The organism is Dechloromonas hortensis, from assembly GCF_009469765.1.
Lineage (GTDB): Bacteria > Pseudomonadota > Gammaproteobacteria > Burkholderiales > Rhodocyclaceae > Azonexus > Azonexus hortensis.
The window spans coordinates 446,766-471,592 of the sequence record NZ_SSSQ01000002.1; the positions used below are offsets into that span (position 1 = coordinate 446,766).

Sequence of the window (24,827 nt, forward strand, 5' to 3'; positions counted from 1 at the left end):
ACTCACGCCCGATGAACTTCGCACCTATCGACGCCAGCGCGACTTATTCCGAGCTGGTGCTCAAGACGATGCCGCCGCGCGCGCCGCGCCATCAACTGCCCCGACCACGCTTGAGCTTGGCCGATGAGCAGTTTCGCGATCGCCCGGTGATCGTCGTTCAAGCACCGCCCGGCTTCGGCAAAACCTCGCTGCTCGGCCAGTGGCGGCGCGAGTATCTGGCGCGTGGCGCCGCGGTGGCCTGGGTGACGGCAGATGACAGCGACGACCTGCAGCGTTTCCTGCACTGCCTGGTCCAGGCTGTCCGCTTCGGCTGCGGGCGCCCGGCTTTCGGGCGCTTGCTGCTGGAAAACATGGGCACCAAGCCGGGCGAGCTGGAAGGCGTTACCGCCTGGCTGGCCGAAGTTGCGCAGACTTCCCTCGACATGGTGCTGATCGTCGATGAAGCGGAGCGCTTGTCGAGCGGCAACTTCGCCGCACTGACCTATCTGCTGCACAACCTTTCACCGAATCTGCATGTCGTCATCGGGGCGCGCGCCGGCCTTGATGCGGCGATTGCCGATCTGGTCGATTACGGCCAGGCGCTGTCGCTGGGGCCCGACGCGTTGCGTTTCCGGCTTGATGAAAGCATGTCGCTGGCCCGCAACCGTCTTGGCGAAAAGCTCGATGCCGACACCGCGGCGCGTCTGCACGAACTGACCGAAGGCTGGCCGCTCGGGTTGCAGATTCTGATGGCCGGGCTGGAAAAGGGCGGTGATCTTCGCGCCGGCTTGCCGATGATGTCCGGTGGTGATTCGGGCGGCAGTTTTGTCGGCGGCTTGCTGAGCAATCTGGGGGGGGGCGATGCCGATTTCCTGATCCGGATTGCCATCGTCGATCTCATTCACCCCGATTTGGCCGCCGCCCTGAGCGGCGGGGCCGGGGCGGCCGAACAACTGGCCCGGCTGATTCGCGAAACGCCGGTCTTCGTGGTCGGCGATAGCAGCGACTGGGTCCGCTTGCACAACCTGGTGCGCGACGCCTTGCGTCGCAAACTGGCCGAACTGCCGGCGGCGGAACAGCGCGATCTGCATTTGCGGGCCATGCGCTGGCTGGCCGATCACGGCATGATCCAGGAGGCGGCGCGCCATGCCCATGAAGCGGGTCAGCACGACCTGGCCTACGATCTGGCCGAGCAGTGCCTCTACGATGCGGTGACCCAGGGACACCAGGAAATGGTGTTGCGCTGGCTTGATCTGCTGCCCGAGGTCGAACTGAAGAAACGGCCCAGGCTGAGCCTGGCCGCCGCCTGGGCCCTGGCCTTGAGCGAACGCCATGGCGAGGCTGCCGCGCTGGTCAAGGACATCATCGACAATCCAGCGGCCGATACCTTGTTGCGCTACGAGTGCGCCTTGATCGCCAGCGGGGCGGCCTACTATGCCGACGAGCCGGACCGCTACATTGACTTGTTGCAGCCCTGGCTGGGCGGGCCGCCGCCGGACAGGGAGCAGCGCTTGTTGCAGATGCACGCCAATCGGCAGGCGGCGATGGCCATTCTGACCGGCGACCCGGCGCGCGGCCGGCGTTGCCTGCAGGCGGTGCCGCATAGCGATTTCGACAAGCGTTATCGCTATGGCGCCCGCTGGGGCGATTTCATCAGTGGTCTGAGCTATATCTGGGAAGGGCAGGGGGTGCTGGCCGAGGAGATCCTGCGGCCGGCCCTCGCTAGTGCCGATGCCGAGCTTGGGCGGCGCCACCCGCTCTCCTGCATGATTGCATCGCTGCTGGCATGGGCGGTTTTCGAGCGCGACCAGGTGGATGAAGCGGCTGCGTTACTGGCCAACCGGCTTGATGTGCTCGAACGGGTTGGTACGCCGGAAACGGCCTTGCTCGGCTACCGGACGGCGGCCCGGATTGCCGCTGCCAAGGGCGTCGAGTACCGGGCGCTCGATTTGCTCGAAGTGATGAGCGCCGTCGGTGTTGCCCGTAATCTGCCCAGGCTTTGCGTTGCCAGTCTGGGCGAGCAGGTCCGTATGCATGCCGCCCGCTTCCGGACGGAAACCTGCCGGGCGCTGGTCCAGCGAATCGATGAAATCATCGCCGAACATTCAGTTGGCAAGGGGCCGCTCTGGCGTGCATCGGTTGAGGTGCTGCAGCGGCTGGCGCATGCTCACGCCCTGATCGCCGCGCAGGAATGGACGGCGGCAGTTGAGGCCTTGGCCCGTGCCCTGACACTGATCGAAAGCGCGAAGCTGGGGCGTTGGCGCATCGAAACCATGGCCTTGCGCGCTTTCGCCATGGAGCGCGCCGGTCAGGAGGGGCGACCGCTATTGCTCGAGGCGATCAATCTGGCACAGACCTTCAGCCTGTCCCGGGTCTTTGTCGATGCCCACCCGGCGCTTGCCGACTGGGTGCAGCGCATTTCGGAGGAGGATGGGGGGCAGCGGATCCAGATGGCGCGTACGGCCCGCCCGCTTCCCCAGCGTTCAAGCGCCGCACCGCGCGCGGTGCCGAGCATGGTGCTGACTCCCAAGGAACGCGAAGTGCTGGAGCATCTGGCGCGCAATCTTTCCAACAAGGAAATCGCCCAGGCCATGGAAGTTGGCGAAGAGACGATCAAGTGGCATCTGAAGAACCTGTTCGGCAAACTCGATGCCGGCACCCGCAAGCACGTCGTCCGCCGGGCCCAGTTGCTCGGCTTGCTCGAAGGCGCTGACTGACAGCTTCTTCCGGCCGGGGGCTTGCCCCGGCCCGTTTTACCCCCCCTTCTTTACCTGACTAACCCCCCGTTTCTGGGGGGGGAAGCTGGCGCGCGCTCTGGATAATCAGATCCCAGAAGCAGTCTGGAGACAGACCTCTCTGATTAATCAGCCAGGAAAGAAGAGAAAATAATGCATAAACGGAGACAAGGCTCGCAGTGGAATCGCATCCGTCCCATCGTGTTGGCAGTTGCCGCGCTGGGAGCAGGTGGCAATGCTGCGGCATTCAATATCGACACCGGCAACGAGGATGTCGAGATGCGCTGGGACAACACGGTGCGCTACAACGTGGGGGCCCGGACCAAGGGGCGCAGCGACCTGATCGGCAACAACCTGCAATCGGACGAGGGTACCTATAGCTTCGACCGTGGCGACATCGTGACCAATCGCTTCGATCTGCTGACCGAGTTCGATGTCTCCTACAAGAAGATGGTCGGTAGCCGGATCAGCGCCGCCGGCTGGTACGACGCCGCCTATGGTGACGACAGCCGCGCCAATCCGCGGATTGCCAGCCTGGCAAGCTACAACAATACCAAGTACAGCAACTACACCAAGCGCTACTACGCGGGGCCCTCCGGTGAACTGCTCGATGCCTTCGTCTTTGCCAATGTCGACCTCGGCAATGTGCCGACCAAGGTGCGCGCTGGCCGCCATACCGTGTTCTGGGGCGAGTCGCTGTTCCTGAGCGGCGCCCTGCATGGCATTTCGTATGCGCAGATGCCGCTTGACCTGCAGAAGGGTTTTGCCACGCCGGGCGTCGAGGCCAAGGAATTGTTCCGGCCGTTGAACCAGGTTTCTGGCCAGGTTCAGGTCACCGATACCCTGTCGCTGGCCGGCCAGTACTTCCTGGAATGGGAGTCCTACCGCTATCCCGAAGGCGGCACCTATCTCGGCCCGGGCGACATGCTGTTCAACGGCCCGGACAGCTACCGCGTCACCCAGTTGCCCAACCTCAATGCCTTAGGACCGTATAAAGGCCAGTTCATCGGCTACAAGAACGGCGGCGCGATCAAGCCTGACCAGAATGGCGAATTCGGCCTGAGCGCCCGCTGGTCGCCGGAGGCCCTCGACGGCACGCTCGGCTTCTACTACCGCCGTTACACCGACAAGGTGCCGCAGATCCTCGTTACCAAAGAAACGAAGACGCCGAAAAATCCGGCGCTGGGTGCCGCTTCCAATGTGCCATTGCTGAACGGCAGCCAGTACAACTTCCTCTATGCCGACAACGTAGACCTGTTCGGTATCAGCCTGGCCAAGAATATCGGCGGGCTCAGTGTTGGTGTCGAATTGTCCTATCGTCACAACACGCCGCTGGCCGCCAGGCTGCTCGGCGTTCCGCTCGCCGGTGCGGCAATGCCCGAAGGCGGCGAGACGACCGGCCCGCGCGGCGACACCATGCATGGCCTGATCAATGTTCTGGGCATCGTGCCGAAGACCATGCTGTTCGATTCGGCCAGTTGGGCGACCGAACTGGTCTGGAGCCGCCTGCAGAAGGTGAGCAGCGGGGCCGACCTCTTCCAGGGCGTCGGTTATGGTGGCTGCCCATCGGGTGACTGGCATTTCAACTGCGCGACCCGCGACTATTTCGGCCTCGGGGCGAGCTTCGCGCCGACCTGGTACCAGGTCATGGCTGGGGTCGACATGTCGGCGCCGGTCACGGTTTCCTATGGCCTGAGCGGCAATGCCGCAACCACGCTGGGTGGCAACCAGGGGACTGGCAACTATAGCCTCGGCCTGGGCTTCGATATTTTCCAGAAACACCGCATCGACCTGAAGTACGTCAGCTATTTCGGTCGCCTGAACGATACCGCTTACAACCCGGCCACCGGCTTGCACACGGTAACGCCCAACGGTTTGTCGGCCCTGCTCAAGGACCGCGATTTCCTCGGCCTGACATTCAAAACCACATTCTAAGGAGATACACCATGCGATTTCAGCAAACCCTGCTCATTGCCGCGCTGGCTTCCGCCGCCGGCAGCAGCGCCTACGCCGGCGTCACCGCCGACGAAGCGAAAAAACTCGGCACTTCCCTGACCACCATCGGCGCCGAAAAGGCTGGCAACAAGGATGGTTCGATTCCGGCCTATAGCGGCGGCCTGACCAAGGCACCGGCCAGTTTCAAGGCCGGTGACGGCCTGCGACCCGATCCCTATGCCGACGACAAGCCGATGTTTTCGGTCGACGGCAAATCCATCGACAAATACGGCGACAAGCTGACCGAAGGCACCAAGGCCTTGATGAAGAAGTACCCGGACTACCGTATCGACGTCTACAAGACCCAGCGTTCGGTCGCCTATCCGAAGTTCGTCGAGGACAACACCGGCAAGTGCGCGACCAGCGCCAAGACCACCAGCGGCGGTCGTTCGATGGATGGCTGCCACGCCGGCTTCCCGTTCCCGATCCCGAAGACCGGTTTCGAGGTCATGTGGAACCATCTGGTTCGTTACCAGGGGATCGCCTACTCGGTGAAATATCGCAACTGGAACATCGATGCTTCGGGGCGCCCCTCGGTGTCGACCGAAGGCACCATCGCCCAGGAGTATCCGTACTGGGAGGCCGACAAGGCTGATTCCGGTACCTACTACAAGCAGCGCATCACTTATACCGGCCCGGCGCGTCGGGCCGGCGAGGCGCTGATGCTGATCGATCCGCTCGATTACACCGAAAAGGATCGTCGTGCCTGGCAATACCTGCCCGGCCAGCGTCGCGTCAAGGTCGCCCCGGATCTCGCCCACGACACCCCGAATCCGGGGACCGGCGGCACCTCCACCTTCGACAACGTCTTCCTGTTCAACGGCTCGATGGATCGCTACGACTTCAAGCTGGTTGGCAAGAAGGAAATGTTCGTGCCGTACAACGCCTACAAGATGGCTTACAACTCGACCAAGGATGACCTGCTGAAGCCGAAGTTCCTCAATCCGGACCTCGTCCGCTGGGAACTGCACCGCGTCTGGGTCGTCGATGCCAGCCTGCGCGAAGGCAAGCGCCATATCTACAGCAAGCGGACCTTCTACATCGACGAGGACAGCTGGACCATCGTTGCCTCGGATGAATACGACGCCCGTGGCCAGCTCTTCCGTGTCGGTTTTGCCTATCCGACGCAGAGCTACGATGCGCCGGCTCCCTGGACCGACATGCATGGCCTGTACGACCTGATCGCCGGTTCCTACTCGCTGAGCGGCTACACCGCCGAAACCGGCGGCATGCGCCACGGCAAGCCGGCTTCAGAGCGTGACTGGTCGCCGGATGCGCTGGCCGGTGCCGGTATCCGCTAACCCGGCAAATCCAGGCCGGGCGGCAGGCTTCTGCTGCCCGGCATTCCCTTCTCTATCGAAGAGCACGCCATGAACATCCGCAACCTCATCCTTCCTTGCCTTGCCCTGACCCTCGGCCTGCCGCTGGCGGCCAGCGCCGACGGTTTTCGCGATGTGCTCGATACGCCGGCCCGGCAGAGCCCATTCGCTGCCAAGAGCTTGCTCAATGGCGTGACCAATGCCGGGCGCCGCGTAGTTGCGGTTGGTCAGCGCGGGCATATCGTCTATTCCGACGATGCCGGCAAGTCCTGGCGGCAGGCGCAGGTGCCGGTCAGTTCCGACCTGGTGGCGGTGAGCTTTCCGACGCCAGAGAAGGGCTGGGCGGTGGGCCATGATGGTGTCGTGCTGCACTCCGTCGACGGTGGCGCGAACTGGACGCGCCAGCTCGATGGCCGCGGCGCCGGCAAGATCATGAGCGATTTCTATGCTGCGCAAGCGGCCAAGGGCAGCCTTGGCTCGGCGGAGGCTGCCGCCGCGTTGATCGACGAGGCCGGCCGCATCGCCGCCCAGGGGGCGGAAAACCCCTTCCTCGACGTCTGGTTCGCGGACGAGAACAACGGTTTCATCGTTGGCGCCTTCAACCTGATCTTTCGTACCGCCGATGGCGGCAAGACCTGGGAGCCCTGGTTCCACCGGACGGCGAACCCCAATCGCCTGCATTTCTATGCCCTGCGCAAGGTCGGCAACAGCCTCTACATTGTCGGCGAACAGGGCCTGGTGCAGAAGCTCGATGCCGCCGGTGAACGTTTCGTAACACTGGAAACTGGCTACCGAGGAACGTTCTTCGGGGTAACCGGCAGCGACGGTGCGGTCATCGTCCACGGCTTGCGTGGTCATGCCTTCCGCAGCCTTGATGGCGGCGCTAGCTGGCAGAAGATCGAAACCGGCCTGCAGGACGGCGTCACCGGCAGCAGCGTCTGCGGCGAAGGGCGCATCGTCCTGGTCAGCCAGGCTGGGCGGATGCTGCTCAGCGACAACAGTGGCGCCAGTTTTCGGCCGGTCAAGCTGGAGCAGGCCGTGCCGGCCTCCGCGGTTGCCTGTCTGGGCCGCGATGTAAGCGTGATTGCCGGGGCGCGGGGTGTCAGCGCCCAGGTGATCCAGTAATTCAACGACAAAACTAGAAAAAACCCACAGGAGATGCAAGCGATGGCTGTCGCAACTGACCTCATGGACCGCATGCCCATCGTGCGGAGCCTGGAAGATTTCAACCAGAACTCGGGCACCAAGCTTGAACGCCTGATCTTCAACAACCGGCTGGTTGTTGTCGTGGCCTGCGTCCTGGCGACGCTGCTCTTTCTGTTCGGCGCGGCGACCAAGCTGACGCTGAATGCCAGCTTTGAACGGATGATTCCGCAGAGCCAGCCTTATATCAAGAACTACCTCGACAATCGGGCCGAATTGCGCGGCCTGGGCAATGTCCTGCGTATCGTCGTCGAAAACACCGAGGGCGATATTTTCGATCCGAAATACCAGGAGACGCTGCGCAAGATCAGCGATGAACTGTTCCTGACCCCCGGCGTCGACCGGGCTTGGTTGAAGTCGTTGTGGACGCCCGGTGTACGGTGGACCGAAGTGACCGAGGAGGGCTTCCGCGGTGGCCCGGTGATGCCGGAATCCTATGATGGTTCGCCGAAGGCGACCGAGCAGCTGCGGCTGAATATCGCCCGTGCTGGCATCGTCGGGCGCTTTGTCGGCAACGACTTCAAGTCGAGCATGATCGTGGTTCCCTTGCTCGACAAGGATCCGGCGACTGGCCGGCAGATCGACTACCGGGCACTTTCCAGAACGCTGGAAGAGAACATCCGCCATCGCTACGAGCAGGATGGCTCCGGTACACGCATCCATATGGTCGGTTTTGCCAAGCTGGTCGGCGACCTGATCGAAGGCCTGTCGCAGGTCATGATGTATTTCGCGATTGCCGCCGCCATCGCTGTTGCCATCATTTATTTCTACACCCGCTGCCTGCGCAGTACGGCGCTGGTGGTCGCCTGTTCAGTGGTCGCCGTGGTCTGGCAACTCGGGCTGGTCGCCTTTCTCGGCTTCGAGCTGGACCCCTTCTCCATCCTTGTGCCTTTCCTGATCTTCGCCATCGGTGTCTCGCACGGAGCGCAGAAGATGAACGGCATCATGCAGGATATTGGACAGGGGACACACCGCCTGGTCGCTGCCCGCTATACCTTCCGTCGCCTGTTCCTGGCCGGAATGACCGCTTTGCTGGCCGATGCCGTGGGCTTTGCCGTGCTGATGCTGATCGATATCCCGGTCATCAAGGACCTCGCACTGTCCGCCTCGATGGGCGTCGCCGTCTTGATCTTCACCAACCTGATCCTCTTGCCGGTGCTCCTGTCCTACACTGGCGTCAGCGCCGGGGCGGCCGAGCGCAGCTTGCGGGCCGATCAGGCGGAGTCTTCCGGCAAGGGCATGGCCGGCCTGTGGTCCTGGCTTGAGCGTTTCACCGAGCGTCGCTGGGCGCTAGGCGCGGTGGGCGTTTCCCTGGCGCTGGCAGTGATTGGCTTCGTCGTCAGCCTGCAATTGAAGATCGGCGATCTCGAAGCCGGGGCCCCCGAGTTGCGTGCCGACTCGCGCTACAACAAGGACAACGCCTACATTTCCGGCAGCTATTCGCTGTCCAGCGACCAGTTCGCGGTCATCGTCAAGACGCCGGCCGAAGGCTGCCTGAATTACCAAACCCTGGTCGAGGCCGACCGTCTGGCTTGGAACCTGCAACAGTTACCGGGGGTACAGACCACCGTATTTCTCGGCAATGCCGTGCGCCAGATCACCGCCGGCTCGAACGAGGGCAGCCCGAAATGGCTGACCCTGGCCCGCAACCAGAACGTCCTCAACTACGGCGCGCAGCAGGCTTCGGTCAACAACCCGGATCTGTTCAATAACGATTGCTCGGTGATGCCGGTGATCGCCTATCTGTCCGACCATCGTGCCGAAACCCTGAGCCGGGTGGTCGAGGAGTCGGCCCGCTTCGCCGAGGCCAACTCGACGCCCGAGCATCAGTTCCTGCTCGCCGCCGGCAATGCCGGTATCGAGGCGGCGACCAACATCGTCGTTCATGAGGCCAACCGGACCATGCTGCTCTACGTCTATGGCGCGGTGATCCTGCTGTGCTTCGTCACCTTCCGCAACTGGCGCGCCGTCGTCGTCGCCATCGTGCCGCTGGTCGTCACTTCGATCCTCTGCGAGGCGCTGATGGTGATCCTCGGGATTGGGGTCAAGGTCGCCACCTTGCCGGTGATTGCCCTTGGCGTCGGCATCGGCGTCGACTACGCGCTCTACCTGCTGAGCATCCAGCTCGCCCAGCAGCGGGCCGGCGCCAGCCTTGCCGTCGCCTACAAGCGCTCGATCAAATTCACCGGCAAGGTCGTCGCGCTGGTCGGTATCACCCTGGCCGCCGGTGTCGTCACCTGGGTCTGGTCGCCGATCAAGTTTCAGGCCGACATGGGCATCCTGCTCACCTTCATGTTCGTCTGGAACATGATCGGTGCGCTGGTCCTGATCCCGGCCCTCTCGCACTTCCTGCTCGACAAGCCGGCGCGCAGCGCCCAATTCAACCTGTCCATGCTGCGCACTGCCAGCCGCTAACTCCCATGACCACCATTAGCCAATCGTCCGCCCGCGGGGCAGGAGCCGGAAAAATGCATGCCTTCTTCGTCGACCGGATCCCGCATTGGAAAGCGCTGTGGCCGGGCATCCTGACGGCCATCACCATTGCCATGGCGGCGACTTTCGTCTCCGAGCACCAGGGCGGGCCGCAACTGCTCTACGCGCTGTTCTTCGGCATGGCCTTTAACTTCGCGGCGCAGGGCGAGAAGGTCAAGGCCGGCATTGAGTTCACGGCGCGCCAGATCCTGCGCTTCGGTGTTGCCTTGCTTGGCGTGCGGATCACCGTCGACCAGATCACCTCGATTGGCAGCACTTCGATCAGCATGGTAATCGGCGGCGTGTTCATGACCATCCTGTTCGGCGTCTCGATTGGCCGTATCCTGCGACGACCGGCGGTCGAGGGCGTGCTCACCGGCGGCGCCGTGGCGATCTGCGGTGCTTCCGCCGCCTTGGCTATTTCTGCGGTCTTGCCGAAAAACGAGGAAAACCAGCGTTTCACGCTGTTCACGGTAGTAGGGGTCACCGCGCTATCGACCGTGGCGATGATCGCCTACCCGAGTATCGCCAAATTCCTCGAACTCAGCCCCAGTGCCTCAGCCGTATTCATCGGCGGCACCATCCACGACGTAGCTCAGGTGGTGGCTGCCGGCTACCTGATTTCCCCCGAGGTCGGCGACACGGCGACCTTCGTCAAGCTGCTGCGCGTCGCCATGTTGCTGCCGGTGGTGGTCGTGCTGTCGCTGCTCTTCCGCAGCCAGGGCGGCGGGCAGGGCACCAAGCCGCCGCTGCTGCCGATGTTCCTGGTCGGCTTCGCGGCCCTGATTGTCATCAATAGTCTGGGCTGGATACCCAAGCCGGTGGTTGACGGCATGTCCGGCCTGTCGCGCTGGTGCCTGGTCGTTGCCATCGCCGCCCTCGGCGTCAAGACCTCCTTCCAGCAACTGGCCGCGCTAGGTTGGCGCCCGGTACTGATGCTGCTGATCGATACCGTATTCCTGGCCTGCCTGATCCTCGGTGGCCTGATGCTCCAGCGCTGAACTTTTTGAAAGAGCAAAGAACATGAACAAGATTGTGCAATGGCCTGAAATCGGCCCGCTGTTCCGGGACGGCATGACCGTTATGTTTGGCGGCTTCATGGGCGTCGGTACACCGCTGGGGATCGTCGCGGTGCTGCGCGAGAGCCGCGTCGGCCAACTGACCCTGATCGGCAACGACACCGCAATGCCGGAGGCCGGCGTCGGTCCGCTGGTGGCGAGCGGCCAGGTGAGTCGGGTGATCGTCTCTCATATCGGGACCAACCCGGCTACCGGCAAGAAGATGATCGCCGGCGAACTCGATGTCGACCTGGTGCCCCAGGGCACGCTGATCGAGCGTATCCGCTGCGGTGGCAGCGGCTTGGGCGGTGTCCTGACGCCGACCGGGGTCGGCACCGTGGTCGAGGAAGGCAAGACCAAGATGGCGGTTGGCGGCAAGGAATACTTGCTCGAGCTGCCCTTGCGCGCCGACATCGCGATCATCAAGGCGAAGCGCGCCGACCGGGCCGGCAATCTGGTCTATGAACGGGCGGCCCGCAATTTCAATCCGGTGATCGCCTTTGCCGCCGATCTGGTCATCGTCGAAGTCGATGAACTGGTCGAGGTCGGCGAGATCGATCCGGATATGGTGATGACCCCGGCCGCACTGGTCGACAAGATCGTTCTGAGTCAGGGAGCTTGAACATGGAAGCCAAGGAAATCATTGCCCGCCGCGTTGCCCAGGAGTTGAAGGAGGGCTACGTCGTCAATCTCGGGATCGGCCTGCCGACCATGGTGCCGCGCTTCCTGCCGAAGGGCGTGAACATCACGCTGCAGTCGGAAAACGGCTTTCTCGGCCTTGGGCCGCTGGAAGGCGAGCCGATGCCCGGCGTCGTCAATGCCGGCGGCGTGCCCTGCGGCCTGGCGCCGGGAGCGGCAATGTTCGACAGTGCCACCTCGTTTGCGCTGATCCGCGGCGGCCACGTCGATGTCACCGTGCTGGGTGGTCTGCAGGTCGACGAAGAAGGTAGCCTGGCCAACTGGATGGTGCCCGGCAAGATGGTGCCCGGCATGGGCGGTGCCATGGACCTGGTCAGTGGTGCCCGCAAGGTCATCGTCGCCATGGAGCACTGCACGAAAGAAGGCGAAACGCGCATTCTCGAACGCTGCAGCTTGCCGCTGACGGCCAAGTCCCGTGTCTCGCTGGTGGTGACCGAACTGGCCGTCTTCTCGATCTCGCATGGCGAATTCGTTCTGCTCGAAACCGCACCTGGCATCTCGGTCGAAACGGTTCGCGAAAAGACCGGGGCGCGTTTCGCGATGGCCGACAAGGTCGGTGAGATGGCGCTCGCCTAGCTCGAATTGCGCAGCGCCTGGGAGCGATTACGGTCGCATCCAGGCGCTGCCGACCTGAAAATAGGCGGCCGGACCATCGCGGCTCCAGGCGACATCCAGTCCCATGTGGATGCCGTATTTTTTGGCCACCTCATAACGCAGCCCGGCGCCACCAGCGACCACGTTGCTGGTTTGCGTCAATTGGCGGATTTCATCGACCGCCGAACCGGCCCCGACAAAGCCGAGGAGACTGAAGCGTTGCCAGAATTGCCAGCGCAATTCGGCTTCCACTTGCGCGACCTTTTCCCCCTGATAACGCATGGCGGGAACCCCGCGCATCAGGACAAATGGTTGAATGTAGAAAGGCGCATCGCCGTAGTTGAAGCTTATGCTTTCACGCAAACCGAAAGACCATTTCGCATCAAGCGGGAAATATTGCATGCCGATCAGGTTTAGCCGCGTGAATTTCAGGTCGCTGCCCAAGGCCTCGTTGAACAGGCTGACCGACAACTCCAGATAATTGCCGCTGCGCGGCGTGAAAATGTTGTCGCGTGAATCGTGCGAAAAAGTGGTATTGATGCCCCCGAGCTGGATCGACCGGTCGCGCTCCGGAAAATCAAAGGGGGTGTTGAAGGTGGCGCTGGTGCTGGCCAGTATGTAACCCAGTCCGATCCAGTTCTGGGATTGGCCGATCCGGTACTTTGCTTGTGCCATTGCACCCGACAAGTCAAGAGAGTAGGAGCGTGGGTGCTTGTTCAGGAAACCTTGCTCGCCAGTGCCGTAGTAATCCAGGTTGATGCTGGTTTTGATCGCGCCGACCAGCGTTTGCAGTCGATCGTCCAGCCAGTAGCGCATATCCCCGAGGATCAGGCCGCGTGATCCGTTGTCGGTAGCGAGGGCGCCGACCACCGAGATATTCGGGCGACCAAACCCCGCACCCGCTTCCGGATTTTGCTTGTCGATGAAGGCCAGGGCGCCAACGGCGCCCAAACCGACGGCTGGTTCCGTGATCGGAATGGCTAGTGGAAGAAAGCCATAGGCCTGGTCGATGAAGTTGCTCAAATCCGGCCAGCCATCGTCGACCGCTGTCGGCGACGACGCTTGCTGGGCAGTTGCTTCGGCAGGCTTCTGCCCGGCGGAAGGCACGGTCTGTGCCCATGAGTTCAGGCCGGACGAGAGCAACACAAGCCAGCTAACTGCTTTGAAAGCATAAAGGTGAATTCGATTGGTCATTGCAGCGCACTTTCTGGCTGTTGTGCTTGATTCGGATCCCGGTTTTCCTGTTGTCGGCGAAGTTCCGGTGGGACTTGTATTACCCCTGAAATCGGTATTCAAAGCGAACACTTGCCGGTGGTATGCTACCACTTGTCATCTTCCGGATGACCTGACCTGCTTCGATACGAGACATGAACCAGTAAAGTGTTTTGCCTGCCGCATGGCGCCTGGCATTCACCTTTTGTGGAGGTTGATCGAATGAAACAGAAAACCCTATGGGTGTTTGCCTGCGGTCTGGGGCTGGTTTCCCTGGTGTTCGCCCAGCAATACGTGTATCCGGCGAAGGGGCAGTCTCCGGCGCAACAACAGAGCGATGAGTCGGCCTGTCATACATGGGCCGTCCAGCAAACCGGTTTTGACCCAGCAAAGCCGCCACCGCCACAACAGGCGGCAAAGCCGCCAACAACCGCCACAGGTACCACCCCCGGTGCCGGTGCGCGTGGGGCCATGCGAGGGGCTGTCGTCGGCGAGGTTGTCGGCGGCGACGCCGGGACTGGTGCCGCGGTCGGGGCGGTTGCCGCGCGCGGACAGAGCCGCCGGCAAAATGCCGCAACCCAGCAACAAGCCCAGCAACAGCAACAGGCCAGTTCCCAGCAACAACAGGGCGCATATACGAAGGCACGCGCCGCCTGTCTGGAAGGGCGGGGCTACACCGTCAAATGAGCTGAAGCCTCTTCAACAGTCCCCTAACTCTGCCTCCGCTTTGGTTGTAAAGGCAGTGCAGCAAGTCAATACCGTTATCGAGGATTAGCAATATGTCCAACCCGTCCAGTAAAAAATCGACTGACTCAACGGCTAACAAGACAGCAGATGTGCTACCGGGATTGCTTGGCGGCATGAACGCCATCCTCCAGGCCTGGGGGCCGGTGGGGGAATACATGGTAGATGCCAGCCAACGTACCATTCTGTTCTGGGACCTGCTGCGCCAGCGCAGTGACCAATACTATGCGCAGAAGGCGAAGAAGGTTCCTCATGTGCTCAACTTCGATGCCGAACTGGTGCTCGACGCCCGTGGTTTCGAGCGGCCGGTCAATTACATGCTGGTCCGTATCAAACCGCCGGCAGGGGTAACGATTGATCTGCAAAAACGGCCGTTCGTCGTTGTCGACCCGCGCGCCGGGCACGGGCCGGGGATTGGCGGCTTCAAGGCCGACAGCGAACTCGGCGTCGCCATGCGTGCCGGGCATCCCTGTTATTTCGTCGGCTTTACCCCGGAGCCGATGCCGGGGCAAACCATCGAAGACATCATGCGCGCCGAGGCGGTCTTCCTGGAAAAAGTCATCGAGCTACATCCGGAGGCCGAGGGCAAGCCCTGCATCATCGGCAACTGCCAGGCCGGTTGGGCGGTCATGATGCTGGCCGCGACGCGACCTGAGCTGTGTGGCCCGGTCATCGTTCCCGGCTCGCCGCTTTCCTACTGGGCTGGTGTCGAAGGTGAGAACCCGATGCGCTATACCGGCGGCCTGGCCGGTGGTAGCTGGATCACCGCGCTGACCAGCGACCTCGGCAACGGCAAGTTCGATGGTGCCCATCTGGTCAAGAATTTCGAGAACCTGAACCCGGCCAACACGCTGTGGAGCAAGAATTACGATATCTGGTCTACGATCGACAGCGGTGCACAGCGTTTCCTCGAGTTCGAGAAGTGGTGGGGCGGTCACGTCAATCTGAATGGCGAGGAAATTCAATGGATCGTCGATCAGTTGTTCGTCGGCAATCGTCTGGCGACAGGCGAGATCGTGACCAGCGATGGCAAGCGGATCGATCTCCGCAACATTCGCTCGCCGATAATCTGTTTCTGCTCCAAGGGCGACAACATCACCCCGCCGCAACAGGCCTTGGGTTGGATCACTGATTTGTACGCCAAGGATGACGACATCCGCGTCTGTGGCCAGACCATCATCTACGCCATTCACGAAAGCGTCGGGCACCTTGGCATCTTTGTTTCGGGCGGCATTGCCAAGAAGGAGCATCAGGAGTTCGCCTCCAACATCGACCTGGTCGATGTCTTGCCGCCCGGTCTGTATGAGGCGGTAATGACCCCGAAGTCTGGCGAGGCGGCCAACCCCGACTTGGTGGTCGGCGACTGGATCGTGCGCTTCGAGCCGCGCACCTTGAACGACATCCGTGCCGTCGTCCTGCCCAGCGCCGAGAACGAGCGTCGTTTTGCTGCCGTCCAGCGGGTATCGGAGATCAATCTCGGTCTTTATCGGACGCTTCTTCAACCCCTTGTCCGGGCTGGTATAAACGAACAGACGGCGGAATGGATGAAAAAACTCAATCCATCCGAACTCCAGTTTGAGATTTTTTCCGATCGCAACCCGTTTATGCAGCAAATTGCCCAACTTGCCGAGGAGGTTCGCCAACAACGTCAGCCGGTATCGGCAGACAATCCATTCCTGGCCTGGCAATCGGCGATTTCTGAAGGGATAGTCACCGCTCTCGATGGCTATCGCGATCTACGCGATAGCAGCCTGGAACAGATCTTCCTGGCCACTTACAGTTCTCCGGTGCTGCAGGCGCTGCTCGGCCTCAAGGCCTCGGATGCGCCGCCACGCAAGCGACCTGGCATGGACCCGGAACGCATCGCGTTCATCGAGCGGCGTATCGCCGAGTTGAAGTCGCGTATCGCCGACGGTGGATTGCACGAAGCAGTAATTCGCAGCCTGGTCTATATCGGGATGGCCGGGCCTGGGGTGGACGAACGCGCATTCAACGAATTGCGGCAAATTCGCGCTGAAAATAAGGGCATGTCACTAGATGAGTTCAAACAGCTTCTCCGCGAGCAGTTTTTTGGGCTGTTGCTCGATCAGGAGGCTGCGCTGGCGGCGATTCCGACAATGTTGCCAACTGATCCCGCTCTCCGCGCGAAATCGCTGGAAGCCATTCGGCGTACGGTCGAGGCGACTGGCAAGGCGACAGGAGAGCGAGCCGAACGACTGGCTCTGATCGAGAAACTTTTTACTGGTACCGAGCAAAAAGTGGCGACCAAACGAATCTCACGCAAGGTCAGCTAATCAGTATGCATCGATGAGAGGGAAGAGGCATGGAACGTAAACACGAGAAATACGAACGCTTGATTGCTCGCTGTAAGACCCTGTCACCGACGCCGACCGCTGTTGCCCATCCATGTGACGAGAATTCGCTGAGGGGGGCGGTGGAGGCTGCAGAAATGGGAATTCTGCAGCCGATTCTGGTCGGCCCCCGTAGCAAGATCGACGCCGTGGCAGGGCAATTCGGGCTCGATATCTCGAAATTCGAACTGGTGGACGTGCCGCATAGCGTTGCCGCCGCAGAGGCTGCCGTCCAACTGGCCCGCGAAGGGCGGGCCGAATTGCTGATGAAGGGAAGCCTGCATACCGATGAACTGATGGCCGCCGTGGTGCGCAGCGGAACCGGCTTGCGGACGGCGCGACGGATCAGTCACTGCTTCATCATGGATGTGCCGAGCCTGGATCGGGCGATTTTCGTCACCGATGCGGCAATCAACATCTTTCCAAGCATGGAAGACAAGATGCACATCATCCAGAACGCAATCGATCTGGCGCACTCGCTGGGGATCGAGCAACCCAAGGTAGCGATCCTCTCGGCGATGGAAACGATCAATCCGAAACTCCAATCGACCATCGAGGCCGGCGCTCTCTGCAAAATGGCGGATCGTGGTCAGATCACCGGCGGCATTCTCGACGGCCCGCTGGCGCTCGACAATGCAGTCGATCTCAATGCAGCCAAGATCAAGAAGATCGAGTCGCCGGTCGCCGGCCAGGCCGATATTCTGGTGGTGCCGGATCTTGAGGCCGGCAACATGCTGGCCAAGAGCCTGAGCTTCATGGCGGACGCCGATGCGGCCGGCATCGTGCTCGGTGCACGAGTGCCGATCATCCTGACCAGCCGTGCCGATTCCGTGCTGACGCGACTTGCATCCTGTGCCGTCGCCGCACTAGTTGCTCAGGCCAGGCGAGAGAATGTCAGTACGGCATTGGCCTGATGCCTTAGCTTTTCAGTGCCAAAGAAAGGTGCACCGTGCCATCGGATACTTCGGAGGTCATTGGCCAACCGCTACGTTTGAAGACCCCGAGCATCGCGGTGTTGTGCGGCAGTACTTCGGCGATAAAGGTCTTGATACCGGCGCCCACCGCAATTCGGCCGAGATGCTTGAGCAGGAGGCCGGCAATGCCCAGTCGATGAAAGTCCTCCTCGATCAGAAAAGCCACTTCGGCGCTGTCCTCGTCTACCCGGACATAGCTCGCCGAGGCGATTACGATTTCTCGACCTTTCTGGACGATAGTGCCGAGTAAGATGACCCGGCGGTCGAAGTCGGTTTCCCGAAAGCGCTGCAGTTCGGCCTCCGAAATTTCCTTCTTGGGACTGAAAAAGCGCAGATAGACCGATTCGGGATTGAGCTGATGGAATGCTTCGACGATCCTGTCGCTGTCATCCGGGCGTGAGGCCCGGATGCATATGTCGAGGCCGTTTTTCAGGGTTTCAGTTGCGGTGTACTGACGGATATCGAGCATGATGCACATCTCCTTGCCAGATCTTTGTCTTTCGAAAGTCAGCTGCTTGCCGTGAGCTGAGTGCCCGGCAGATACCCTCCAATCATAACCAAGAACGGTATCCCTGGGAAAATGAAGGGCATCGGGTATTGAGGATTTGCTATGTGCCACCTATCATGCATAAGTAGAACCCCTTCATAAGAGGTCCCTTGCATAAGAGGTTTGGCCGATTCTCATTGGCGGTGCTGGAGCAATCAAATGAAGACAGTTCGCTCGCTGACACTGAATTTCATCGATGGCAAGAAAATGTCGTTCGAGTTTCCGGAGCAGGTTGAAATCAACGCCGCCCGACAGTTGATGTTGAAAAGTCTTTGGGAGAGCGATCGGCTGGTGGTCGAAGTCGATGGGGATTTTTTAATTTTCCCGATCAGTAACATCCGCTATTTTCAACTTTCTATTCCCGGGATGCTTGAGGAGCGGTTGAAGCTTCCTTCGCACACCATTTACGGCGCTTCGATCGTTCGCTGACAAGGTGATTGAGGTGCATGTTGCCTGGTTGTTGAAAGTCAGTAATTAGACTATTCCAAGGAGTCTGGCCGTGGAAGAGATAAAGCTATTGCTTGAAACGCAGCCGTTGTTCACCTTGTTTCTGACCATTGCCCTAGGCTATCTGGTCGGTGAAATCAACATCAAGGGCTTCGCGCTGGGCTCCGGCGCGGTACTGTTCGTCGGTCTGGCCGTCGGGGGATTTGCCGCGAAGGCGGCGCCACCAGGCGTACTCGGCACCATGGGTCTCCTGCTCTTTCTCTACGGGGTCGGGATTCAGTACGGAGCGCAGTTCTTCAAAGGCCTGACCAGCAAGGAGGGAATCAAGGCCAACGCGGCTGCGACCCTCGGGGTGCTGGGGGCGGGCTGTGTTTCGGTGGCCCTGGTGCCATTCGCCGGTCTGGCCGCCGACGAATCGCTCGGTATCTTTGCCGGGGCAGGCACCAGCACGGCGACCTTGCAGGCGATTCTGGCGGCGGTGACGAGCAATGGTGCCGCAGTGGGTTACAGCGTGGCTTATCCGTTCGGAGTGGCGATTCCGATTCTCGGCATTTACATCCTGAAGGCTTGGTTGAAGCCCAAGATCGATCTGCCTGCCGGGCAGGTTGTCGAGACGGCGGAAATTGCCTTGTTGAATTCAGCTTTCTATGGTGTCGGCTTTCCAGAACTGATACCTCGCTTGCCGGCCGGCGTGATGATTGCTGCGATCCGGCGGGAGCATCACAACTGCCTGCCTTCGGATGATTTTGTTTTGGCCCCGGGCGACGTCTTGTTGGCGACTTCCACCGACAAGTCGGCGCTGCAAAATACGGTGGCCCTGCTGGGCGAACTGCAGCCCGGGCGGATTACCAGCCATCGCGAGGATTTCGACTACATTCGTGTCTTCGCTTCGAAACCGAGTGTGGTTGGCTGCGCTATTGGCGATCTGGCGCTGCCGGCCGGCATCGAGTGTTCGATTATCCAGGTGCGGCGTGGCGATAGCGATCTCCATCCCAGCCCTGATCTGATCCTCGAGGTTGGGGACCGGGTCGGCCTGCTGGTGCCGCGCGACAAGATCAAGAACATCCGGGCCTTTTTCGGCGACTCGATCAAGGGAACGGCCGATCTCAGCTATATCTCGATCGGTATCGGTGCCGCGCTTGGACTGCTCGTCGGCTTGATTCCATTGGCCATTCCCGGTGTCGGCAAACTCACCCTCGGCCTTGCGGCCCTGCTGCTGGTCGCTCTTTACCTCGGCAAAATCCGGCGGAGCGGTCCCTTTGTCTGGACCATGCCGCTATCGGCCAATCTCGTGCTGCGCAACTTCGGTTTGACCATCTTCCTGGCCCAGGTCGGGCTGGCCTCGGGGCCGAAGTTCTTTGCGACGGTGAGCACGACCGGCGCCAGCTTCCTGCTCTACGGCGCGCTGATCGCTACCGCCCTGGTGTTGATTACCGCCTTCTTTTGTCTGGTTGTTTTCCGCTTACCTTTCGATACCGCGATCGGTGTCATCTCCGGCGCCACCGGCAATCCGGCGATCCTTGCTTTTGCCAGCCGTACCGCCGGTACAGATCGGCCGGATGTCGGCTACGCCATGATCTTTCCATCGATGACCATCTTCAAGATCGTGTTTGCGCAAATCGCCGTGATATTGCTGGGTGGGTGACGCCCGAAGCAGGCAGCCCAGACATTTTTTCCATATTTCATGGAGCAGATAAAATGAAAATTGCCGTATTCAGCGCCAAGCGTTACGACCGCGACTTCCTCACTGCAGCCAATGAAACAGCTGGTCATCAGCTTCGTTTTTTCGACGAGATGCTCGACCAGGAGTCGGCCGCACTCGCCGCCGGCTATGAGGCCGTCTGCATCTTCGTTAATGACCGTGCCGATGCCGGCGTACTCAAGGCGCTCGCTGCCGCAGGCACTCGCCTGGTGGCGCTGCGCTGTACCGGCTTCAACAACGTCGATCTGCAGGCTGCCGCGGAATTGGGGCTCAAGGTTGTCCGGGTGGTGACCTATTCGCCCTATTCGGTGGCCGAGCATGCGGTGGCGTTGCTGCAGGCAATCAATCGCAAGATTCACCGTGCCTACAACCGGACGCGAGACTCCAATTTTGCGCTGGATGGGCTGATGGGCTTCGACCTGCACGGCAAGACCGTGGCCGTGGTCGGCACTGGCAAGATCGGCTGTGTCTTCGCCAAAATCATGCTGGGCTTTGGCTGTCGGGTCATCGGCTACGACAAGTACCCATCGGAAACCTTTACCGCACTGGGGGCGAGTTATGCCCAGCCCGGGGAAATCGGGGCCAAGGCCGACATCATTTCCCTGCATTGTCCGCTGACGCCGGAAACGCACCATATCGTCAATGCCGACACCCTGGCCCGGGCCAAGCGCGGGGCGTTGCTGATCAATACGAGTCGTGGCGGGCTGGTCGATACCGAGGCGGTGATCGAAGCGCTGAAAAGCGGTCAGTTGGGCGGCTTGGCGATTGACGTCTATGAGCAGGAGGCCGACCTGTTCTTCCGCGATCTGTCGAATACCATCGTCGCGGACGATGTGTTCCAGCGCCTGCTTTCTTTCCCCAACGTGATCGTTACCGGGCACCAGGCCTTTTTTACCGAGGAAGCGATCACGACCATTTGCGAAACGACCATCAACAGCGTCAGCGAGTTTGCCGAGGGGCGTCCGCTGACCAACGAGATCAAGGCCTCTTGATTCGCTCGGGAGGGCTCCAGCAAGCCTCAACGGCCCTTCTTGGCGGATACGTCGCAATAGCGCGTTGTCGTGCGTTGGCGACAATTGAAGATGCTATAAATCAAACGCTTAGCTGTGTAGCGTCCGCTGCTGTCGCCACGCAACGACAGCGGCGGACGTGCGACATTAAAATTCTGCCGAAAAATCATCAAAATTTTGGTTGGCGTAGAATTTGCTAAGCCTTGCTTGTTTCCTGTGCTGCCTTGCCAGGGGCTGCTTCAGGATAAATCCCGGTTTCCGAATTTGAGGTTTTTGTATGACACGTCACCCCGTGAAGGTAGTTCTTGCGTCCCTGCTGCTGGCGCTGTCCGTGCCAGCTTTTGCCGATGGCGACGGGCATCGGCATCACCATAAGCATAAGCATCATCGGCACTATGGTCACGACCATTACCGGGATGACTATCGCGGCGGGCCGTGCCGGGTTGATGGCTGGTACGACCGCCATGGCCATTATCGGGAGCGGAGTGTCTGCGGTGAGAGCAGGGTGATGGTACCCGTGCCGGCTCCGGCAATTTACCTGCAACCGCCTTCGGTCGTGATCCAGCCGCCCGGCGTTTATCTACGCTGAACCACTGCTTCCGGGCAGGCAAGCTGCCAGTCGTCGGGGTTTCTCGAACTGGTCTCAAACAAGCACTTTGCGGAGTGCTTTTTTGTTGTCTGCTCAGTTTGATGACGGCATGCCGCTGTCGAGGCTGGCGGCATAGCAGCGTTTTTCCGCTGCCGATAGCTGCTTGATCCGGTATTCCGCTTTCGAGGCGGTCGAGCGATCAGGGTGGCACTCGATCCCCAGCAGCCGCGAGGGCGTATGTGAGCGGGTATAGCGGGCGCCTTTGCCTGCACAGTGCGCGGCGTAGCGAGCGGCGACGTCGACGGTGATGCCGGTGTAGATGCTGCCGTCGCGACATTCGATCAGGTACAGGAACCAAGGCTTGGATTCAGTCATGGTGGTTGATGCGGCCGAGGGCGTCGCGGATGCGTTGTATGGTTTCTTCGATCGGGGCCTTGCGGGAAACCTCCAGCCCGAGATCACGGGCAATGGCATTGACCTTGGCGGCATTGAGCGGAATACCGCCGCGGTCGACGGCTGAAATCAGCAATTTTGCCCGGGCGATTTCAGACAGCGGTGCCACCTTGGGTGAAAAAAGCCCTTTGAGCCAGACAAAAATGCCTTTGTGCCGCTGCGATCCCATACACTTGCTTCTTCTGAAAGCGATAAGGATACATGGATGGGCCAGCCCAGGATTCCGGCAAGCAAAAATTGCTTGCCTTCACGCCGGCAAAAAGCCGCCCGGAGGCGCCTTTGAGCGAGCTGGTGATGAGTCGGGCGACGCTGGCCGAAGCCGATTTGCCGCCTTACCCGGGGATCGCCCTGGAGAACGTGACCCTGGTCGCTTCCGAAGCACAGGCGGCCGATGCGCTGGTGGTGTTGCTGGCGGCCGAGGTGATTGGCTTCGATACCGAGTCCAAGCCGACCTTCCTCAAGGGCGAGGTGTCGACCGGGCCGCATCTGGTGCAACTGGCGACCGATCGCCGGACCTACCTGTTTCCGCTCTCCCGCTCCTCCGACGGCGCGGCCTTGAAGATCGTGCTGGAGGCGACGCAACTCCTGAAGGTCGGCTTTGGTCTGGGCAACGACCGCAGTGCGCTGAAATCCCGCTTTGGCATCGATCTGCGCAATGTCCTCGATCTCGGCGAAGTACTGCGCGGCCCCGGGCATAAAGGTACCGTTGGCGCCAAGGTGGCGGTGGCGCATTACTTTGGCCAGAAATTGCAGAAGTCCAAAAAAACCGGGACGAGCAATTGGGCCAGCCGCCAATTGAGTGAACGGCAATTGCTCTACGCGGCCAATGATGCCCATGTCGCGCTGCAGATTTATCATGTCTGGCGGCGTGAGCGCGACAAGCAAGCAGCGCTTTGAGCCAGCCTTTTCAACCTTCGATGCAAATAGCAAAAGAACTCAACATGCCTGACAGTTTTCCGATCCTCTCTGTTGTTGAAACCCGTGTTCTCGCCACGCTGGTCGAGAAGCAGCGGACGGTGCCGGATACCTATCCGATGTCGCTGAATGCGCTGGCCGCCGGCTGCAACCAGAAGACGAGCCGCAACCCGGTGCTGGAACTCGGGGAATCCGACATCCTGCAAGCGATCGATAGCCTGAAAGAGGCCCGGCTGGTTAGCGAAGTCAGCGGTAGCCGGGTGCCGCGTTTTGCCCACCAGTTCGAGCGCGTGCTCGGCGTGCCGACCCAGGCCTCGGCCCTGATCACGGTGTTGATGCTGCGCGGGCCGCAAACGGCCGGTGAATTGCGGCTGAATTGCGAGCGTCTGCACAAATTCGCCGACATCTCGTCGGTCGAAGCCTTTCTCGAGGAACTGGCGAGCCGCGCCGAGGGCGGCCTGGTCCTTGAACTGCCACGCCTGCCCGGCGCCCGCGAGAACCGCTGGACGCACTTGCTGAGCGGCCAGCCGGCCATCGAGCAAGCGCCGGCCAGCGCTTCCGGTTCGCGTTCGGAAATCGAAGAACTGCGCACGCGCGTCGCGGCACTGGAAAGCGAAGTGGGCGAATTGCGGGCGGCGCTTGAACGAGTGCTGGCTGCTTGACGGCAACGTTGGATATCCATGCTGGCGATCAACAACACTCCTCGGTTTGCAGTCGGCGCGCCGCCGGCCCGTCGTCATGGTGACAAATAAGTGAGCGCGATCGATCCCTACGCCATTCTCGGCATTGCACCCGAAGCCGGTCCGGCCGAATGGAAGCGGGCCTATCGCCGGCTGGCCATGCGCTGGCATCCGGACCGCAGCGATCATCCGGAGGCGACCGAGCGTTTCAAGGAAATTCGCGCCGCCTACGACCAGCTTGCTGCGACCACAGAAACAACTGCTGGCGCTGCGGTCGACGTGCCGGAAGAGGCAAAAACCGAGGCCGACGAAACCGAGGCTGCCAGCCCTGAGCCTGAAGAAACGGTCGCCCGTGCCGCCGACATCCGTCTCAATCTGGAACTGGATCTGGAGGAGGCGGCCAGCGGTTGCCGCAAGACCATTCGCTATACCCGCGGCAAGGCCTGCCCGACCTGTGATGGCAGTGGCGAGTCCGGGTTTGCCCGTACCCGCTTTTGCGAGGCCTGCCACGGCAGCGGCCGGGTGCGCGATATGCAGCGTGTCCTGGCGTCGTGCGAGGCCTGTGCCGGCCGCGGTTTCTTCAGCGAGCGCATTTGTCCTGACTGTTCGGGCAGCGGTCGCGAGCTGGCCGAGGTCAGCCTGGAAATCACCGTGCCGCCCGGCATGCTGGCCGGCGACGAGCTGCGCCTGGCCGGGCAGGGCGAGCCGGGCGATGGCGAACTGCAGCCGGGCGACCTCTACCTGACGCTGATTCTCCGTTCGCACCCGCTCTATCAGTTGCGCGGGCGCGACCTGCATTTCCGGATGCCGGTCAGTGCGCTGGCCTTGATTGCCGGTGGCGACATCGAATTGCCGTCGCTGGCCGGGCCGTTCATTCAGGCGCTGGAGGCCGGTAGTGCCGAAATCCGAAGCCTGTGTCTGGCCGGCAAGGGCTATCCGGGACGAGGCAGGAATCCGGCCGGTGATCTGCTGGTCGAGCTGATCCCGGTGTTTCCCGCCCGGCTCAGTGTTCGCCAGCGCAAACTGCTGTTGCAGGCCAATGCTGCCCTGCTCGACGACATCGAGGCGGCGCTGCCGGAGATTCTGGCCTGGCGGCAGGCCAACGGGCTTGCCTAGTTAAGCGTGGTGAGACTGGCGTAGCAACCGGGG

At 61.2% G+C, this 24,827-nt stretch carries 22 protein-coding genes; 17 read left to right on the forward strand and 5 right to left on the reverse strand.

What is annotated here, in order from left to right:
- Positions 1-11 precede the first annotated feature (11 nt).
- The 8 genes from GH663_RS05410 to GH663_RS05445 all read left to right on the forward strand — a co-directional run bounded on the left by GH663_RS05410 (position 12) and on the right by GH663_RS05445 (position 12,036).
- Positions 12-2,696 carry a helix-turn-helix transcriptional regulator gene (locus GH663_RS05410; RefSeq protein ID WP_153130644.1) on the forward strand — a complete coding sequence of 895 codons (2,685 nt, stop codon included), beginning with the start codon at positions 12-14 and terminating at the stop codon, positions 2,694-2,696.
- Positions 2,697-2,867: 171 nt separating this feature from the next.
- Positions 2,868-4,649 carry a DUF1302 domain-containing protein gene (locus GH663_RS05415; RefSeq protein ID WP_153130645.1) on the forward strand — a complete coding sequence of 594 codons (1,782 nt, stop codon included), beginning with the start codon at positions 2,868-2,870 and terminating at the stop codon, positions 4,647-4,649.
- An 11-nt stretch (positions 4,650-4,660) separates the two neighbouring features.
- Positions 4,661-6,010, forward strand: a complete 1,350-nt coding sequence (locus GH663_RS05420; protein ID WP_153130646.1) for a DUF1329 domain-containing protein — start codon at positions 4,661-4,663, stop codon at positions 6,008-6,010.
- Between the two features lie 69 nt (positions 6,011-6,079).
- A complete protein-coding gene (locus tag GH663_RS05425; protein ID WP_153130647.1) occupies positions 6,080-7,153 on the forward strand; it encodes a WD40/YVTN/BNR-like repeat-containing protein in 1,074 nt (357 codons plus the stop codon).
- A gap of 42 nt (positions 7,154-7,195) precedes the next feature.
- Entirely contained in the window at positions 7,196-9,646 is a 2,451-nt protein-coding gene (locus GH663_RS05430; protein WP_153130648.1) for an efflux RND transporter permease subunit, read from the forward strand.
- A gap of 53 nt (positions 9,647-9,699) precedes the next feature.
- Entirely contained in the window at positions 9,700-10,704 is a 1,005-nt protein-coding gene (locus GH663_RS05435; protein WP_153130649.1) for a YeiH family protein, read from the forward strand.
- Between the two features lie 22 nt (positions 10,705-10,726).
- Positions 10,727-11,383 carry an acetate CoA-transferase subunit alpha gene (gene atoD, locus GH663_RS05440; RefSeq protein WP_153130650.1) on the forward strand — a complete coding sequence of 219 codons (657 nt, stop codon included), beginning with the start codon at positions 10,727-10,729 and terminating at the stop codon, positions 11,381-11,383.
- A 2-nt stretch (positions 11,384-11,385) separates the two neighbouring features.
- Positions 11,386-12,036, forward strand: a complete 651-nt coding sequence (locus GH663_RS05445; protein WP_153130651.1) for a 3-oxoacid CoA-transferase subunit B — start codon at positions 11,386-11,388, stop codon at positions 12,034-12,036.
- Positions 12,037-12,063: 27 nt separating this feature from the next.
- Here the strand turns inward: GH663_RS05445 and GH663_RS05450 are convergent, their stop codons facing one another.
- Complete coding sequence (locus GH663_RS05450) at positions 12,064-13,248, reverse strand: BamA/TamA family outer membrane protein (RefSeq protein ID WP_153130652.1); 1,185 nt, start codon at positions 13,246-13,248, stop codon at positions 12,064-12,066.
- Positions 13,249-13,488: 240 nt separating this feature from the next.
- Between GH663_RS05450 and GH663_RS05455 the strand changes: the two genes are divergently transcribed.
- The 3 genes from GH663_RS05455 (at position 13,489) to GH663_RS05465 (ending at position 17,275) form a co-directional block, all read left to right on the forward strand.
- Entirely contained in the window at positions 13,489-13,953 is a 465-nt protein-coding gene (locus tag GH663_RS05455) for a hypothetical protein (protein WP_153130653.1), read from the forward strand.
- A gap of 173 nt (positions 13,954-14,126) precedes the next feature.
- A complete protein-coding gene (locus tag GH663_RS05460; RefSeq protein ID WP_153130654.1) occupies positions 14,127-16,304 on the forward strand; it encodes a DUF3141 domain-containing protein in 2,178 nt (725 codons plus the stop codon).
- Between the two features lie 29 nt (positions 16,305-16,333).
- Positions 16,334-17,275 (forward strand): phosphate acetyltransferase, encoded by a 942-nt coding sequence (locus tag GH663_RS05465; RefSeq protein ID WP_153130655.1) that lies wholly within the window; start codon positions 16,334-16,336, stop codon positions 17,273-17,275.
- Positions 17,276-17,279: 4 nt separating this feature from the next.
- Here the strand turns inward: GH663_RS05465 and GH663_RS05470 are convergent, their stop codons facing one another.
- The gene (locus tag GH663_RS05470; RefSeq protein WP_170291343.1) at positions 17,280-17,804 is read right to left on the reverse strand and encodes a GNAT family N-acetyltransferase; all 525 of its coding nucleotides are present in this window, start codon (positions 17,802-17,804) and stop codon (positions 17,280-17,282) included.
- Positions 17,805-18,041: 237 nt separating this feature from the next.
- Here GH663_RS05470 and GH663_RS05475 point away from each other — a divergent pair, with 237 nt between their 5' ends.
- The 3 genes from GH663_RS05475 to GH663_RS05485 all read left to right on the forward strand — a co-directional run bounded on the left by GH663_RS05475 (position 18,042) and on the right by GH663_RS05485 (position 21,023).
- Positions 18,042-18,311 carry a hypothetical protein gene (locus tag GH663_RS05475; protein WP_153130657.1) on the forward strand — a complete coding sequence of 90 codons (270 nt, stop codon included), beginning with the start codon at positions 18,042-18,044 and terminating at the stop codon, positions 18,309-18,311.
- Between the two features lie 70 nt (positions 18,312-18,381).
- Positions 18,382-19,974, forward strand: a complete 1,593-nt coding sequence (locus tag GH663_RS05480) for an aspartate:alanine exchanger family transporter (protein WP_153130658.1) — start codon at positions 18,382-18,384, stop codon at positions 19,972-19,974.
- A gap of 53 nt (positions 19,975-20,027) precedes the next feature.
- Complete coding sequence (locus GH663_RS05485) at positions 20,028-21,023, forward strand: 2-hydroxyacid dehydrogenase (RefSeq protein WP_153130659.1); 996 nt, start codon at positions 20,028-20,030, stop codon at positions 21,021-21,023.
- 214 nt (positions 21,024-21,237) lie between these two features.
- On the opposite strand, the gene GH663_RS05490 is transcribed toward GH663_RS05485, so the two are convergent.
- From GH663_RS05490 to GH663_RS05500, 3 genes are all read right to left on the reverse strand, one after another.
- Entirely contained in the window at positions 21,238-21,507 is a 270-nt protein-coding gene (locus GH663_RS05490) for a hypothetical protein (protein WP_153130660.1), read from the reverse strand.
- Positions 21,508-21,723: 216 nt separating this feature from the next.
- Positions 21,724-22,005, reverse strand: a complete 282-nt coding sequence (locus GH663_RS05495; RefSeq protein WP_153130661.1) for a GIY-YIG nuclease family protein — start codon at positions 22,003-22,005, stop codon at positions 21,724-21,726.
- Positions 21,998-22,252 carry a hypothetical protein gene (locus GH663_RS05500; protein ID WP_211371064.1) on the reverse strand — a complete coding sequence of 85 codons (255 nt, stop codon included), beginning with the start codon at positions 22,250-22,252 and terminating at the stop codon, positions 21,998-22,000. The genes GH663_RS05495 and GH663_RS05500 overlap by 8 nt, the downstream gene beginning before the upstream one ends.
- Before the next feature lie 32 nt (positions 22,253-22,284).
- On the opposite strand from GH663_RS05500, the gene GH663_RS05505 reads away from it, so the two are divergent.
- From GH663_RS05505 to GH663_RS05515, 3 genes are all read left to right on the forward strand, one after another.
- On the forward strand, positions 22,285-22,980 hold the full coding sequence (locus GH663_RS05505; protein ID WP_246181503.1) for a 3'-5' exonuclease: 696 nt from the start codon (positions 22,285-22,287) through the stop codon (positions 22,978-22,980).
- 44 nt (positions 22,981-23,024) lie between these two features.
- Positions 23,025-23,660 (forward strand): YceH family protein, encoded by a 636-nt coding sequence (locus tag GH663_RS05510; protein ID WP_153130662.1) that lies wholly within the window; start codon positions 23,025-23,027, stop codon positions 23,658-23,660.
- 90 nt (positions 23,661-23,750) lie between these two features.
- Positions 23,751-24,794 (forward strand): DnaJ C-terminal domain-containing protein, encoded by a 1,044-nt coding sequence (locus GH663_RS05515; protein ID WP_153130663.1) that lies wholly within the window; start codon positions 23,751-23,753, stop codon positions 24,792-24,794.
- Positions 24,795-24,827: the final 33 nt, after the last annotated feature.